Raw genomic sequence first — 14,265 nt, forward strand, 5'->3', positions numbered from 1 at the left:
TGGCCCGCGTGGGCGGGCGTGGCTAATGGAAATCGGTGAGCTCGCGGCCAGCCACGAATCGTTCGGGCCGGCCGGCGAGCTGGCGGATGGCACGGACCATCCGCTGTTCATCTTGTTATGCGCCGACCACGATCGGCTTCGCCAGGTTCGGGCGCAGGGCTTCGCTACCAGCACTGGCTGGGGCTACACCGGCCTCGAATTCCGAGCGGAAATATTTGATGGCACTGCCCAGTGGCTCGACGGCACCTGGTGCGTGAGCACAGAAGGTGCGGCCTGGGCCGAGGAAGTTGACCAGACCCAGCAGGGTCTCGATGTCTTCGGCGCGGCCCTGGCCTTTCTCCAGGGCGCGCAGCATCTTCACGCTCCACGGCAGGCCGTCGCGGCACGGCGTGCACCAGCCGCAGGATTCGCGGGCGAAGAACTCTTCCATGTTGCGCAGCAGCGAGACCATGTTGATGCTGTCGTCGACCGCCATGGCCAGGCCCGTACCCATGCGGGTACCGACCTTGGCGATACCACCGGCGTACATTTGTGCATCGAGGTGCTCGGGCAGCAGGAAGCCGGTACCGGCGCCGCCTGGCTGCCAGCACTTGAGCTTGAAGCCGTCGCGCATGCCGCCGGCGTAGTCTTCGAATAGCTCGCGGGCGGTGACGCCGAACGGCAGTTCCCACAGGCCGGGGTTCTTCACCTTGCCGGAGAAGCCCATCAGCTTGGTGCCGTGGTCCTCGCTGCCTTCACGGGCCAGCGACTTGTACCAGTCGTTGCCATTGGCGACGATGGCCGGCACGTTGCACAGGGTCTCGACGTTGTTGACGCAAGTCGGCTTGCCCCACACGCCGACCGCGGCAGGGAAGGGCGGCTTGGAGCGTGGGTTGGCGCGGCGGCCTTCCAGCGAGTTGATCAGCGCGGTTTCTTCACCGCAGATATAGCGGCCGGCGCCGGTGTGCACGAACAGCTCGAAGTCGAAGCCCGAACCGAGGATGTTCTTGCCCAAAAGGCCTGCGGCCTTGGCTTCGTCAATGGCGCGGTTGAGGTTCTTTGCCGCAGTGGTGTATTCGCCACGCAGGAATATATAGCCGCGGTAGGCTTTCAGCGCACGGGCGCTGATCAGCATGCCCTCGACCAGCAGATGGGGCTGTTGCTCCATCAGCATGCGGTCTTTCCAGGTGTTGGGCTCCATTTCATCCGCGTTGCACAGCAGGTAGCGGATGTTCATGGATTCATCTTTGGGCATCAGGCCCCACTTCACGCCAGTGGGGAAGCCCGCGCCGCCACGGCCCTTGAGGCCGGAGTCCTTGACGCTCTGCACGATGTCGTCGGCGGACATGTCGGCCAGCGCCTTGCGCGCGGCGGCGTAGCCGTTCTTGGACTCGTACTCGGCAAGCCAGACCGGCTCGCCGTCGTCACGCAGGCGCCAGGTCAGCGGGTGGGTTTCGGCGGTACGCGCAATGCGGTTGGCCGGGCCGAAGGAAGTGATGGTCATACGTAACCCTCCAGCAGCTTGGAGACGCCGGCAGGCTGCACGTCGCCAAAGGTGTCGTCGTCGATCATCAGCGCCGGGGCCTTGTCGCAGTTGCCCAGGCAGCATACCGGCAGCAGGGTGAAACGGCCGTCTGCGGTGGTCTGGCCGAGGCCGATGCCCAGCTCGCTCTGGATCTGGCTGACCACCGATTCATGGCCGCCGATGTAGCAGACCATGCTGTCGCACACGCGGATGATGTGGCGACCGACTGGCTGGCGGAAGATCTGGCTGTAGAAGGTGGCCACGCCCTCGACGTCGCTGGCGGGGATGCCCAGCACTTCGCCAATGGCGTAGATGGCGCCGTCTGGCACCCAGCCGCGCTCTTTCTGGACGATCTTCAGGGCCTCGATGGACGCCGCGCGCGGGTCCTCGTAGTGGTGCATCTCGTGCTCGATGGCCGAGCGCTCGGTTTCGCTCAGGGCGAAACGGTCGGTTTGGATAAGCGTGCTGTTCATGCTTAGCGGTCCACGTCAGCCATAACGAAGTCGATACTGCCCAGGTACGCGATCAGGTCCGCGACCATGCTGCCTTTGATCACCGAAGGGATCTGCTGCAGGTGCGGGTAGCTCGGGGTACGGATCCGGGTGCGGTAGCTCATGGTGCCGCCGTCGCTCGTCAGGTAATAACTGTTGATGCCCTTGGTCGCCTCGATCATCTGGAACGACTCGTTGGCCGGCATGACCGGGCCCCACGAGACTTGCAAGAAGTGGGTGATCAGGGTCTCGATGTGCTGCAGGGTGCGCTCTTTCGGCGGCGGCGTGGTCAGCGGATGGTCCGCCTTGTACGGGCCTTCCGGCATGTTGCGCAGGCACTGGTCGATGATGCGGATACTCTGGCGCATCTCCTCGACGCGGACCATGCAGCGATCGTAGGCATCGCCGTTGTGGGCCAGCGGCACTTCGAACTCGAAGTTCTCGTAGCCGGAGTAGGGGCGTGCTTTACGCAGGTCGAAGTCGCAACCGGTGGAGCGCAGGCCGGCACCGGTGGTGCCCCAGGCCAGGGCTTCCTTGGTGTTGTAGGCGGCGACGCCAATAGTACGGCCTTTGAGGATGCTGTTCTGCAGGGCCGCCTTGGTGTACTCGTCGAGGCGCTTGGGCAGCCATTCGACGAAGTCCTTGACCAGCTTGTCCCAGCCGCGCGGCAGGTCGTGGGCGACACCACCGATGCGGTACCAGGCCGGGTGCAGGCGGAAACCGGTGATCGCTTCGATCACGGTGTAGGCGCGCTGGCGGTCGGTGAAGGTGAAGAACACCGGGGTCATGGCGCCGACGTCCTGGATGTAGGTACCCAGGAACAGCAGGTGGCTGGTGATACGGAAGAATTCGGCGAGCATGATGCGAATCACGTCGACTTTCTGCGGCACCTTGATGCCGGCCAGCTTTTCCACCGCCAGTACGTACGGCAGGTTGTTCATCACCCCGCCGAGGTAGTCGATACGGTCGGTGTAGGGAATGAAGCTATGCCAGGACTGACGCTCGGCCATCTTCTCGGCACCACGGTGGTGGTAGCCGATGTCCGGTACGCAGTCGACGATCTCTTCGCCGTCCAGCTGCAGGACGATTCGGAAGGCACCGTGGGCCGAGGGGTGGTTCGGGCCGAGGTTGAGGAACATGTAGTCCTCGTTGGCACCGTGACGCTTCATGCCCCAGGCTTCGGGGTTGAAGCGCGCCGATTCCTCTTCAAGCTGCTGCTTGGCCAGGGTCAGGCTGTAGGGGTCGAACTCGGTGGCGCGGGCCGGGTAGTCCTTACGCAGCGGGTGGCCTTCCCAGGTCGGCGGCATCATGATGCGGCTCAGGTGCGGGTGGCCGGCAAAATCGATGCCGAACATGTCCCAGACTTCGCGCTCGTACCAGTTGGCGTTCGGCCAGATGCCGGTCACGGTCGGCAGGTTCAGGTCGCCCTCGCTGAGCGACACCTTGATCATCACGTCGCTGTTACGCTCGACCGACAGCAGGTGGTAGAACACACTGAAATCGGCGGCGGGCAGGCCACGGCGCTGGGTGCGCAGGCGCTCGTCGACGCCGTGCAGGTCGTACAGCATGCTGTACGGCTTGGCGACGCCGCGCAGGAAGCTGAGCACTTCCTTGAGCTGGGCACGTTTTACCCACAGTACCGGCATGCCGGTGCGGGTTTCCTGGGCGACGAATGCCTCGGCGCCAAAACGGTTGTGCAGTTCGACGACCACATCCTGGTCGTCAGCCTTGTAGGGCGGAATATAAATAGCGTTGTCCGCTGTCATGGTCTCGGTCGCTTTGGGTCAGCGTTAAGAATGAAGCCAGGCCGCCGGCTCCTTCGGGAGCGGGCGGCAGGTCGCTGGATCAGACTTCGTCGGGGCTGCGCAGGTTGGTTACCGCAATGCGCTGTTCGCGACGCAAGTCTTTCTGGGCGGGCATCTCGGCACGGTAGATGCCTTGATCACCAACCACCCAGGAAAGCGGGCGTCGTTCTTGGCCGATCGACTCCTGCAGCAGCATCAAGCCTTGCAGGAATGCCTCGGGGCGCGGCGGGCAGCCAGGCACATAGACGTCCACGGGGAGGAACTTGTCGACCCCCTGAACGACCGAGTAGATGTCGTACATGCCGCCGGAGTTGGCGCACGAACCCATGGAGATGACCCACTTGGGCTCGAGCATCTGCTCGTACAGACGCTGGATGATCGGCGCCATTTTGACGAAGCAGGTACCGGCGATGACCATGAAGTCGGCCTGGCGCGGCGAGGCCCGGATGACTTCGGCGCCGAAGCGGGCGATGTCGTGGGGTGCCGTGAAGGCCGTGGTCATTTCCACGTAGCAGCAGGAAAGGCCGAAGTTATACGGCCAGAGGGAGTTCTTGCGACCCCAGTTGACCGCGCCACGCAGCACATCTTCGAGTTTCCCCATGTAGATGTTCTTGTGGACCTGGTCTTCCAGCAGTTGATCGGTGACGGTTTCCCGCTCACCGACCGGATACTGCTCGTTGGGTGCGTCCGGATCGATTCTGGTGAGATTGTATTGCATGCCAAAGCCTCATTGTTTCAGCTTCGCTTGCCGCTTGCGGCGACCTTCGGGAGCCCAATCGAGCGCCCCGACGCGCCATAGGTAGACAAGACCTGCCAACAGAATTGCTATGAAAATGAGAGCTTCGACGAATCCGGTCCAGCCGCTTTCGCGGACGGACACAGACCATGCATACAGGAAGAGGGCTTCGATATCGAAGATCACGAACAGCATCGCGACCAGATAGAATTTGGCGGACAGGCGCAGGCGGGCGCTGCCGACGGGCAGCATGCCGGATTCGAAGGGTTCGTTCTTGGCGCGACCCCAGGCCTTGCTACCGAGCAGGCTGGACAGGCCGAGCATGAAGGCACACAGGCCGACGACACCCAGGAGGAAGATGGCAAAGCCCCAGTTGTGGGCGATGAGTCCTGCCGAATCGGACATGCTAGAAATCCTTATACAGAGACCCAGCTCTGCAGTCTGAAATAAAGTAGAGCGGCGACGTGGTGTCGCAGACGCAGTGACCAAATGTCGCAGCTGAATCAATCGCGCTGATTTTATGGGTAAACCCAGTGCAAGTAAAATTTCCGTTGCAAATTTATTCGTAGGTTTAAGAACAAAAATCTTTCGTAACTGGCTGAAACCCTTGAGTTTCGGGCATTGGGCGCGGATTTGTTAATTATGTTTCTTGCCCCGCGTAATGACGGGCTAATTGCGTAATGATAATTAATATCATTTGATCTGGCCTGTAATGTTTTTGCTGTTCTGGCCCTTGCAAAGTTCATCTGCCGAGCGCCCCTCTTGCAAATGCGAAAAACTCTCGTTCTAGCAGCTTCCGGCGCTGCGCGTACCGCTCTGGATCAATACTTTGTCGCTTGCGTCGCGGCTGACCGACGCGGCGATCAGCCACTGGCCGAGCCAGTAGAAGAGGATGATCAGGTACTCGGCGGCGGCGAACGGGCTGACGAAGCGGTCGATGCCGATCAGGCTGTCGGAGAACACGAAGGCGCAGGCGCCCAGCGCGGCCAGGCCACCACAGGCCAGGGCGCGCCAGAGCATGGCGCCGATGGTCAGGGCGTAGAGTACCACCGGGATCAGCAGTGGACCCAGGCCATGGCCGGCGAGCAGGCCGAACAGCGAACCGCCGATCAGCACGGCGAAGGCCAGGGCCGGGTAGGCCGGGCGCCATGTGAGGCTGCAATAGCCGCGCAGGTAGGCCAGGTGGGCGCAAAGAAACGCCGCGAGGCCGAACACGAACAGGTCACGGGGAATGGCCAGGAGTATGTCGCCAAGCACTGAGAAGGCCAGGCCGACGATGATCCAGCGACGATAGGGTGTGACGGGGGGGGTGCTCAGCCAGGCAATCAGGGCGAGCACCGGAATGGGTTTGACCAGCAGGCCGAGCAGGGCGTTGTCGCTGGTCAGCGCATATAGATAGACGGCGGCGGCTGCGACGGCGAGGGTGAGCAGGTGGCCAGGGCGGGGCATGGGCAGTCCTTGCTGTGGGGTAGCCACAAGCTTAGACCTGATCCTGGGTTTTGCCGGCGACGCGATCCCTGTAGGAGCGGCCTTGTGTCGCGAAAGGGGCGCGGAGCGGCCCCAGGGTTTCAGCGTTGACGCAAAGATCGCCGGGGCCGCTTTGCGGCCCTTTCGCGACATAAGGCCGCTCCTACAGGGGGGCGTTTGGCCTGAAAACAATGAAGAAGGCCCGGAATCCTCGCGAATCCCGGGCCTTGCTCAACAGCTCACTGCACTCAGTGGAACTGCTCTTCCTCGGTCGAACCGGTCAGTGCGGTCACCGACGAGGCGCCACCCTGGATCACGGTGGTCATGTCGTCGAAGTAGCCGGTACCGACTTCCTGCTGGTGCGCCACGAAGGTGTAGCCTTTGCTCGCGTCGGCGAATTCCTGCTCCTGCAGCTTCACGTAGGCGGTCATGTCGTTGCGGGCGTAGTCGTGCGCCAGGTTGAACATGCCGTGCCACATGTTGTGGATGCCGGCCAGGGTGATGAACTGGTGCTTGTAGCCCATGGCCGACAGCTCGCGCTGGAACTTGGCGATGGTGGCGTCGTCCAGGTTCTTCTTCCAGTTGAAGGAAGGCGAGCAGTTGTACGACAGGATCTGGTCCGGGTATTCCTTCTTGATCGCCTCGGCGAAGCGACGGGCTTCGTCCAGGTCCGGCTTGGCGGTTTCACACCAGATCAGGTCGGCGTACGGGGCGTAGGCCAGGCCGCGGGCGATGGCTTGGTCGAGGCCGGCGCGCACCTTGTAGAAGCCTTCACGGGTCCGCTCGCCGATCACGAACGGCTGGTCGTACGGGTCGCAGTCGCTGGTCAGCAGGTCGGCGGCGTTGGCGTCGGTACGGGCCAGGATGATGGTCGGCACACCCGAGACGTCGGCGGCCAGACGCGCTGCAACCAGCTTCTGCACGGCTTCCTGGGTCGGCACCAGGACCTTGCCGCCCATGTGGCCGCATTTTTTCACCGAGGCCAGCTGGTCTTCGAAGTGCACGCCGGCGGCGCCCGCTTCAATCATGTTCTTCATCAGCTCGTAGGCGTTCAGCACGCCGCCGAAACCGGCTTCGGCGTCAGCCACGATCGGTGCGAAGTAGTCGATGTAGCCATCGTCGCCCGGGTTCTTGCCGGCTTTCCACTGGATCTGGTCGGCGCGGCGGAAGGCGTTGTTGATGCGCTTGACCACGGTCGGTACCGAGTCGACCGGGTACAGCGACTGGTCGGGGTACATCGACTCGGCCGAGTTGTTGTCGGCGGCAACTTGCCAGCCGGACAGGTAGATGGCCTGGATGCCAGCTTTTACCTGCTGCACTGCCTGGCCACCGGTCAGGGCGCCCATGCAGTTGACGAAATCTTTTTCTGGGCGGAAGGATGGGTGGGCACCTTCGGTGACCAGCTTCCACAGTTTTTCTGCGCCTTGGCGAGCAAAGGTGTGCTCTGGCTGCAGCGAGCCACGCAGGCGAACGACATCAGCGGCGGTGTAGGTACGGGTCACGCCTTTCCAGCGCGGGTTTTCGGCCCAGTCTTTCTCGAGGGCTGCAATTTGCTGTTCGCGTGTCAGTGCCATGGAAATAAACCTCGTCGCATCGATCTTGAGTGTAATTGTGCTGATGCTCGGATACGCGGATCAGAAGCCAGGCGGCTGTCCTGTCCGGGGGCGTGCGGCGGCGAACGCAGAAGGCTCGAAGGGGGAAGGGGTGTGCGGCCAGGCGAAGGTGTGCCCTGCAGGTCGGCTCGTGGTTGCCTTGCTGCGGTGCGACGCGATTGCCAGAACTGCGGTGATGCGCTTCCGTCCCTCGGGACAACTTCTTCGTTGCAGTCGCAATCCCGTCGAACCGCCTTGTGGGCCGTATGGACACGAGGTGCCTCCACGGTGGGAGGAGCGCACCTCGAAGACCCTTGCCAGGGCCTCTGATTAGCGGGAGCGAGGCCATCATGCCCTTGGCGAAAAGGGCCTGTCAAATGTTTTGTAGTGCTTTTTTCTGCTTACTACATCTTTGGTCTAATGCGACTTGGCGGTCAGTTTCAAGGCCTTTGGTCGAGGCCTTGAATTGCCTGGGTTCAGTCGAGAAGGTCGACTTTGACGCGCAGAGTCATGTTTTCACCGCGCTGGGTGCTGTAACTGAGGCTTGAAGCGCTGCGTTCGGATTGGCTCTGCTGGTTGAACCCGGCCAGGGTGATCCACTCGCCGAGCTTGCCGGTGACGGTCGTGTCGGTGCTTTGAACTTTCACTACATCGGCACGTTCCTGACTCATTCGATCATTATTGGTGCTGATTTGCAGACGAACCGTGTCGCCGCTCAGGCGTGGCGTGACGTAGAAGCCTTGGGTGACATTGCGGTATTCGGTGTTGCTCTGGAGGCGCCCGTAACCATCGGTTTCGGTGCTGGTGACGGGAATGCTCTGGCCCACCTGGATCAGTGCCGGCTGCCCGTCGCTGGCCTGCACCTGCTGCATGCCGCCTTCGCGATTGGCTGTGCCGTAGCGGATCACGCGGGCGTTGCCGTGGTTGTCCTGGAAGTTGCTGTCGTTGTTGTCGACGCTGATCAGCAGGCGCTTGGGCGCGGTGTCGAGCTGTTGCAGCAGGGCGCGCAGATCGTCGATGCGTTCCTGGCTGGCGTTGACGATCAGCTTGTCCTCGAAGGTGCTGACGCTGCCGTCCTTGCCCAGGAACGACTGGGCGGCGGGCAGCAGTTCGGCGCTGCTGCGGTGTTGCAGGGGGATGACCTCGGTGGCGGCCTGGGCGGTGAGGCTGGCGGCCAGCAGCAGGGAGGCGAGCAGGGGGCGTAGCGGCATGTCCATGATCTCCGCGGGTGGAATGGACATGATGGCAAATTTGCGTGCAACTTGCCGTGCGGATTGGCGGTGGCTGCTGTCAGACAAAATCCGTAACATCGCGCCCTCGATTTTCAGGCTCATTACTCAAGTCTCCACAGCGTGGGAGCTTGAGGTTGTCTACAGGACCTCCATGAAACCCGCCCGACTACGCGCCGACCTGCTCGCCGGCCTCACCACTTCGTTCGCCTTGGTGCCGGAGTGCATCGCCTTTGCCCTGGTGGCACACCTCAACCCGCTCATGGGGCTGTATGGTGCCTTCATTATCTGTACCCTGACCGCCTTGTTCGGCGGTCGTCCCGGCATGATCTCCGGCGCCGCCGGCTCCATGGCGGTGGTGATCGTCGCCCTGGTGGTGCAGCACGGCGCCCAGTATCTGCTGGCCACGGTGCTGCTCGGCGGTGTGGTGATGATCCTGTTCGGCGCGCTGCGCCTGGGCAAGCTGGTGCGACTGGTGCCTTACCCGGTGATGCTCGGCTTCGTCAACGGCCTGGCCATCGTCATCGCCCTGGCCCAGCTGGAGCACTTCAAGGACGGCGAGCACTGGCTTGGCGGGACGCCGCTGTACCTGATGATCGGCTTGGTGGCGCTGACCATGCTGGTGGTCTACGTCCTGCCAAAGCTGACTCGTGCGGTGCCACCGGCGTTGGTCGCGATCCTCGGTGTCGGTCTGCTGGTCTATCTGCTCGGCCTGCCGACCCGTACCCTCGGCGACATGGCGCACATCGCCGGCGGCCTGCCGATCCTGGCCTTGCCGCAGGTGCCATGGAACCTGGAAACCCTCAAGATCATTGCTCCCTATGCAGTGCTGATGGCCATGGTCGGCCTGCTGGAAACCCTGCTGACCCTCAACCTCACCGACGAGATCACCGAGAGCCGCGGCTATCCGGACCGCGAGTGCGTGGCGCTGGGCGCGGCCAACATGGTCTCGGGCCTGTGCGGTGGCATGGGCGGCTGCGCGATGATCGGCCAGACCGTGATCAACCTCAGTTCCAATGGCCGTGGGCGCCTGTCGGGCGTGGTGGCCGGGGTGATGATCCTGCTGTTCATCCTGTTCCTGTCGCCGCTGATCGAGCGCATTCCGCTGGCGGCGCTGGTGGGGGTGATGTTCGTGGTGGCCCAGCAGACCTTCGCCTGGGCCTCCCTGCGGGTGCTGCACAAGGTGCCGGTAAGTGATGTGCTGGCGATTATCGCCGTGACCGTGGTCACGGTGTTCACTGACCTGGCCACGGCGGTACTGTTCGGCATCGTCATCGCCGCGATCAACTTCGCCTGGCAGCATGCGCGGGAGTTGTATGCCGACAGTCATGTGGACGGCGAGGGCAGCAAGCATTACCAGGTCCATGGCACGCTGTTCTTCGCCTCGACCACGCCGTTTCTCAACCAGTTCGATCCGGCCAATGATCCGGCCAGGGTCACCCTGGACTGCCAGCACCTGAGCTTTGTCGATTATTCTGCGGTGGCGGCGCTGAAGACCTTGCGCGAGCGGTATGCCAAGGCAGGCAAGCAGTTGCGGGTGGTGCACTTGTCGGAGCGTTGCAGGAAGCTGCTCAGGCGTGCGGGGGAGCAGCACTGAGTGTGTGCTGGCGAGCAGGATTGTTGTAGAGGGTCTTGGGCCTGGGCACTGCGCGTCCAAGCAGAGGTCGCGTTAAGCTGATTCGCAAAGTTTTTGATTTTTTTGAAAAAACCGCTTTACAGACGCACGATCGATGACTAATATGCGCCCCACACGACAGGCACATAGCTCAGTTGGTTAGAGCACCACCTTGACATGGTGGGGGTCGTTGGTTCGAGTCCAATTGTGCCTACCAAACCTGAAGAGGGCGATCCGTAAGGATCGCCCTTTTTGCTTTGTGCCGTTCCACCGTTGCCGACATACGCTGCAACCTTCCACCTTCGCCTCATCCCTGCGGCCGAGCTGTCCGCTCATGTTAGAATCCGCCCCTTCGAATCTGGAGGTACAGGCGTGCGCAAACTGGCGGTGGTAATGGCGGTGTTGGCCCTGGCGGGCTGTAACAACGAGGTCGAAGGCGTACACAAGCAGGTGGCCGAACACCTGAACAACCCCAAGACGGCCAAGTTCGCCAACGTGCGCTTCGACACCCAGGGCTCTATCTGCGGCCAGGTGCGTGGCAAGGACGACGCCGGGCAGTACGAAGCGTATCGCAGCTACGTGGCGATCAAGCATGATGGGCAATACGAAATCCTCATCGACGAGACCGGCAACAACCTGCGCATTCGTGAAGTCTGCGGGGGCGCCGACCTGCAGCGTCGCGCCGAGGCCCTGGCCGACCAGCCGGCGCCGGAGGGCTGGGACGTGGAGGTGATCCAGGGGCCGAACATGGGCGCCCTGACCGACATGACCGCGCGCCTGATCGAGAAGGGCATTCCGTCCTGGGTCGAATACCGCGAGGGCAAGCCGGTGGTGCTGATGGGGCCGTTCCCGGCCAAGGCCGATGCCGATGCGCGCAAGGCCGAAGTGATGGCCAAGCTGGGCACTGACTCGATCGTCATCCAGCACGGCGTCCAACGCTGATTGTCGACCGTGGCTTGGGGGCATTGCCCAGGTTGCGGTGCGGACCGCTTCAACGGCTAGCGATCAGTGCTGATGTCCTCGAACACGCTGATCAGATGCTGCGGTTGCCCATCTGCTCGGCGTTCCAGCGAGGTGCGCGCCCGCACCCAGATAAAGTGCCCGTCCTTGTGGCGCACGCGTTTCTGCACCTCGTAACGGTCGATCTCGCCGGCCAGCATGCGCCTCAGTAGCGCCAGGTTGTCCGGCAGGTCGTCGGGGTGGGTGATCTGCTGGAAGGTCGTGCCGTACAGTTCGTCTTCACTGTACCCCAGCAGCTCGCAAAAACTGCCGTTGACCCGCTGCCAGCTGCCATCTGGGTCGATGTAGGCCAGCGCGCCCCAGGCCAGTTCGAAGATGGTGCGAAAACGCGCTTCGCTCTGGCGCAGCTCCTCTTCGGCCACCTTGCGCTCGGTGTTGTCCATGCTGATGCCGACCATTTTCACCGGGCGCCCGACACTGTCGCGCAATACCGTGGCGCGTGAGGCGATCCAGCGCTGGCCGCCGTCGGGGCGGGTGATGCGAAAATCGCATTCGCAGCCGGTGCCGTCGGCCACCGCCTGGGCATACATGCCCTGCATGTGCTGGGCGTCATCGACATGGATGTGTTCCCAGAAGTCCTCGTTACGACGCAACGGCCAGCCATACACCGCCTCGACGTTGGGCGAGTAGGTCACTTCGTCGGTGACCAGGTTCCATTCCCAGGTGACGATGCGCGCGCCCTCCTGGGCCAGCTTCATGCGCGTCTCGCTTTCCATGATCTCGGCGGTGTAGCGGCGGCGCACGTCGGTCATCGGCAGCTCGACCACCTCGGCCTGCTGCACGCTGTGAAGGGCCTCCTCGCCGTAGCGCAGCCAGATCCAGTTGACCTTGAGCAGGTCGGCCAGGCGGCGCAGGTTGTCGTAGTCGATCTCGCCGCCGCGGGTCCACTTGTGCACCGCGGTGCGCGAGATTCCCAGCGCCGTGCCCACAGCCTGCAGGGTTAGCTTGTGGTGTTCGAGCAGTTCCTTGAGGCGAAAGGCGAAGCTGTTTTCGGTCATGGGCGCTGGATCCTTGGGCGGGCACGAAGGGGGCAGTATACCCGAGCTGTCAACTTGAGGTTGACGGGGTGGTTGCCGGGCATGTCGGGGCCGGTTAACGTGGCGCCTGACTCACTCAGGACAGGGAAGCACCGCAATGAGCCGATCACTGGAACTCAACCGCGCCAGCTGGGACGAGCGCGCGCCCCTGCACGCCGCCTCCGGGGACTACGAAGTCGAGCGCTTCGTCGCCGAGCCCGGGCATCTGTCCGAGGTGGTGCGTTTCGACCTGCCGCGTCTGGGCGATATCCACGGCCTGCGCGCCGTGCACCTGCAATGCCATATCGGTACCGACACCCTGTCGCTGGCGCGCCTGGGCGCCGAGGTCTGCGGCCTGGACTTCTCCGCGGCCTCCCTGGCTCAGGCGCGCCAACTGGCCGAGCGCTGTGGTGCGGGCATCGGGTATGTCGAATCGGACGTCTATCAGGCCGCGCAGGTACTGCCTGCTGAGGCATTCGACCTGGTCTACACCGGCATCGGCGCGCTGTGCTGGCTGCCGTGCATCGAGCGCTGGGCGCAGACCGTGGCGGCTTTGCTCAAGCCGGGCGGGCGGCTGTTCCTGCGCGACGGCCACCCGATGCTGATGGCCGTGAACGAGGACCATCAGGACCGCCTGCAACTGGAGTATCCGTACTTCGAGCGCGAGGCGCCGACGGTGTGGCACAGCGACGAGACCTACGTCGAGACCGACCAGGCGCTGACTCAGACCGAAACTCATGAGTGGAACCATGGCCTGGGCGAGGTGATCACCGCGTTGCTGAACAATGGCCTGCGCATTACCGGCCTGGAAGAGCACCAGAGCATTCCCTGGGAAGCGCTGCCGGGGCAGATGACGCTGGGCGATGACGGCGAGTGGCGCCTGAACGAGGCGCCGTGGCGGTTGCCGCTGAGCTATACGCTGCAGGCGGTGAAGGGGTAGGCGCGCGGACCTATGGCATGCGTCACCACCCCTTAGGCGCGTGCATGAATCCGGATCAGGACAGGAATCCACCGTCGACATTGAGCGCGGTGCCGGTGGTATAGCTGGAGGCATCACTGGCCAGGTACAGCACCGCGCCTGCCATCTCGCTCGGGTCGGCCACGCGCTTGAGCGGGATCTGCTGCAGCGCGGCGTTGCGGATGCTGTCGTTCTTCACCAGCGCCGAGGCGAACTTGGTGTCGGTCAGCCCCGGCAGCAGGGCGTTGCAGCGGATGCCGAACTGCGCGCACTCCTTGGCGAAGACCTTGGTCATGTTGATCACCGCCGCCTTGGTCACCGAGTAGATGCCCTGGAACAATCCGGGCGAGACGCCATTGATCGAGGCCACGTTGATAATGCTGCCGCCGCCGTGCTCGCGCATCAGCTTGCCGGCTTCCACCGACATGAAGAAGTAACCGCGGATATTGACGTCGACGGTCTTCTGGAACGCCCCCAGGTCGGTGTCCAGGACGTTGCAGAACTGCGGGTTGGTGGCGGCGTTGTTGACCAGGATGTCGAGGCGGCCGAACTGTTCGCGGATGGCGGCGAACACCTGCTGGATCTGCTCCATCTCGCCAATGTGACAGGCCATCGCGGTGGCCTTGCCGCCGGCGGCGACGATCGCCTCGGCCACCTGCTGGCAGCCGTCGAGCTTGCGGCTGGAAACGATCACATGGGCACCTTGCTGGGCCAGCAGGTGGGCGATGGCTTCGCCGATGCCGCGGCTGGCGCCGGAAACGAAGGCGATCTTGCCGTCGAGGTCGAACAGGTGGGTCTTGGACATGCGCATATTCCTTGTTGTCTGCCGAAG

The 14,265-nt window shown here is 63.1% G+C and carries 13 protein-coding genes and 1 tRNA gene; 4 read left to right on the forward strand and 10 right to left on the reverse strand.

Translation table 11 applies throughout. The annotated features are described in order from the left end of the window. Positions 1-115 precede the first annotated feature (115 nt). The 8 genes from nuoF to K5H97_RS09830 form a co-directional block, all read right to left on the reverse strand. On the reverse strand, positions 116-1,483 hold the full coding sequence (gene nuoF, locus K5H97_RS09795) for an NADH-quinone oxidoreductase subunit NuoF (RefSeq protein WP_028692463.1): 1,368 nt from the start codon (positions 1,481-1,483) through the stop codon (positions 116-118). Further along, positions 1,480-1,977: an NADH-quinone oxidoreductase subunit NuoE gene (nuoE, locus tag K5H97_RS09800; protein ID WP_012313767.1), complete on the reverse strand. Its 498-nt coding sequence runs from the start codon at positions 1,975-1,977 to the stop codon at positions 1,480-1,482. The genes nuoF and nuoE overlap by 4 nt, the downstream gene beginning before the upstream one ends. 2 nt (positions 1,978-1,979) lie before the next feature. Continuing rightward, positions 1,980-3,761 (reverse strand): NADH-quinone oxidoreductase subunit C/D, encoded by a 1,782-nt coding sequence (nuoC, locus tag K5H97_RS09805; protein ID WP_028692462.1) that lies wholly within the window; start codon positions 3,759-3,761, stop codon positions 1,980-1,982. A gap of 79 nt (positions 3,762-3,840) precedes the next feature. Further along, complete coding sequence (locus K5H97_RS09810; RefSeq protein ID WP_008096180.1) at positions 3,841-4,518, reverse strand: NuoB/complex I 20 kDa subunit family protein; 678 nt, start codon at positions 4,516-4,518, stop codon at positions 3,841-3,843. A 9-nt stretch (positions 4,519-4,527) separates the two neighbouring features. Further along, the gene (locus K5H97_RS09815; RefSeq protein ID WP_028692461.1) at positions 4,528-4,941 is read right to left on the reverse strand and encodes an NADH-quinone oxidoreductase subunit A; all 414 of its coding nucleotides are present in this window, start codon (positions 4,939-4,941) and stop codon (positions 4,528-4,530) included. Between the two features lie 381 nt (positions 4,942-5,322). After that, positions 5,323-5,985 (reverse strand): lysoplasmalogenase, encoded by a 663-nt coding sequence (locus K5H97_RS09820; RefSeq protein ID WP_028692460.1) that lies wholly within the window; start codon positions 5,983-5,985, stop codon positions 5,323-5,325. A 266-nt stretch (positions 5,986-6,251) separates the two neighbouring features. Continuing rightward, entirely contained in the window at positions 6,252-7,577 is a 1,326-nt protein-coding gene (gene aceA / locus K5H97_RS09825) for an isocitrate lyase (RefSeq protein ID WP_008096174.1), read from the reverse strand. A gap of 494 nt (positions 7,578-8,071) precedes the next feature. Next, positions 8,072-8,836 carry a secretin N-terminal domain-containing protein gene (locus K5H97_RS09830; RefSeq protein ID WP_238348096.1) on the reverse strand — a complete coding sequence of 255 codons (765 nt, stop codon included), beginning with the start codon at positions 8,834-8,836 and terminating at the stop codon, positions 8,072-8,074. A 142-nt stretch (positions 8,837-8,978) separates the two neighbouring features. Between K5H97_RS09830 and K5H97_RS09835 the strand changes: the two genes are divergently transcribed. From K5H97_RS09835 to K5H97_RS09845, 3 genes are all read left to right on the forward strand, one after another. Then, the gene (locus K5H97_RS09835) at positions 8,979-10,421 is read left to right on the forward strand and encodes a SulP family inorganic anion transporter (protein ID WP_028692458.1); all 1,443 of its coding nucleotides are present in this window, start codon (positions 8,979-8,981) and stop codon (positions 10,419-10,421) included. Positions 10,422-10,579: 158 nt separating this feature from the next. Next, positions 10,580-10,656: transfer RNA gene (locus tag K5H97_RS09840), tRNA-Val, on the forward strand. Between the two features lie 155 nt (positions 10,657-10,811). Further along, positions 10,812-11,381 (forward strand): SPOR domain-containing protein, encoded by a 570-nt coding sequence (locus tag K5H97_RS09845; RefSeq protein WP_028692457.1) that lies wholly within the window; start codon positions 10,812-10,814, stop codon positions 11,379-11,381. Between the two features lie 56 nt (positions 11,382-11,437). Here the strand turns inward: K5H97_RS09845 and K5H97_RS09850 are convergent, their stop codons facing one another. Further along, complete coding sequence (locus K5H97_RS09850) at positions 11,438-12,457, reverse strand: helix-turn-helix domain-containing protein (protein WP_051555747.1); 1,020 nt, start codon at positions 12,455-12,457, stop codon at positions 11,438-11,440. Positions 12,458-12,593: 136 nt separating this feature from the next. Here K5H97_RS09850 and K5H97_RS09855 point away from each other — a divergent pair, with 136 nt between their 5' ends. Further along, positions 12,594-13,415 carry a class I SAM-dependent methyltransferase gene (locus tag K5H97_RS09855; protein ID WP_028692456.1) on the forward strand — a complete coding sequence of 274 codons (822 nt, stop codon included), beginning with the start codon at positions 12,594-12,596 and terminating at the stop codon, positions 13,413-13,415. Positions 13,416-13,470: 55 nt separating this feature from the next. Here K5H97_RS09855 and K5H97_RS09860 read toward each other — a convergent pair whose 3' ends face one another. Next, positions 13,471-14,238, reverse strand: a complete 768-nt coding sequence (locus K5H97_RS09860) for an SDR family oxidoreductase (protein ID WP_028692455.1) — start codon at positions 14,236-14,238, stop codon at positions 13,471-13,473. Positions 14,239-14,265 lie beyond the last annotated feature (27 nt).

The organism is Pseudomonas mosselii (assembly GCF_019823065.1).
Taxonomy (GTDB): domain Bacteria; phylum Pseudomonadota; class Gammaproteobacteria; order Pseudomonadales; family Pseudomonadaceae; genus Aquipseudomonas; species Aquipseudomonas mosselii.

What these genes read in the sequence shown, in the direction of transcription:
- nuoE (WP_012313767.1), bottom strand. Translation starts at nt 1,977, where the DNA reads ATGAACAGCACGCTTATCCAAACCGACCGTTTCGCCCTGAGCGAAACC.
- K5H97_RS09855 (WP_028692456.1), top strand. Translation starts at nt 12,594, where the DNA reads ATGAGCCGATCACTGGAACTCAACCGCGCCAGCTGGGACGAGCGCGCG.
- K5H97_RS09835 (WP_028692458.1), top strand. Translation starts at nt 8,979, where the DNA reads ATGAAACCCGCCCGACTACGCGCCGACCTGCTCGCCGGCCTCACCACT.
- K5H97_RS09810 (WP_008096180.1), bottom strand. Translation starts at nt 4,518, where the DNA reads ATGCAATACAATCTCACCAGAATCGATCCGGACGCACCCAACGAGCAG.
- K5H97_RS09820 (WP_028692460.1), bottom strand. Translation starts at nt 5,985, where the DNA reads ATGCCCCGCCCTGGCCACCTGCTCACCCTCGCCGTCGCAGCCGCCGCC.
- nuoF (WP_028692463.1), bottom strand. Translation starts at nt 1,483, where the DNA reads ATGACCATCACTTCCTTCGGCCCGGCCAACCGCATTGCGCGTACCGCC.
- K5H97_RS09860 (WP_028692455.1), bottom strand. Translation starts at nt 14,238, where the DNA reads ATGTCCAAGACCCACCTGTTCGACCTCGACGGCAAGATCGCCTTCGTT.
- aceA (WP_008096174.1), bottom strand. Translation starts at nt 7,577, where the DNA reads ATGGCACTGACACGCGAACAGCAAATTGCAGCCCTCGAGAAAGACTGG.
- K5H97_RS09815 (WP_028692461.1), bottom strand. Translation starts at nt 4,941, where the DNA reads ATGTCCGATTCGGCAGGACTCATCGCCCACAACTGGGGCTTTGCCATC.
- K5H97_RS09830 (WP_238348096.1), bottom strand. Translation starts at nt 8,836, where the DNA reads ATGTCCATTCCACCCGCGGAGATCATGGACATGCCGCTACGCCCCCTG.
- nuoC (WP_028692462.1), bottom strand. Translation starts at nt 3,761, where the DNA reads ATGACAGCGGACAACGCTATTTATATTCCGCCCTACAAGGCTGACGAC.
- K5H97_RS09850 (WP_051555747.1), bottom strand. Translation starts at nt 12,457, where the DNA reads ATGACCGAAAACAGCTTCGCCTTTCGCCTCAAGGAACTGCTCGAACAC.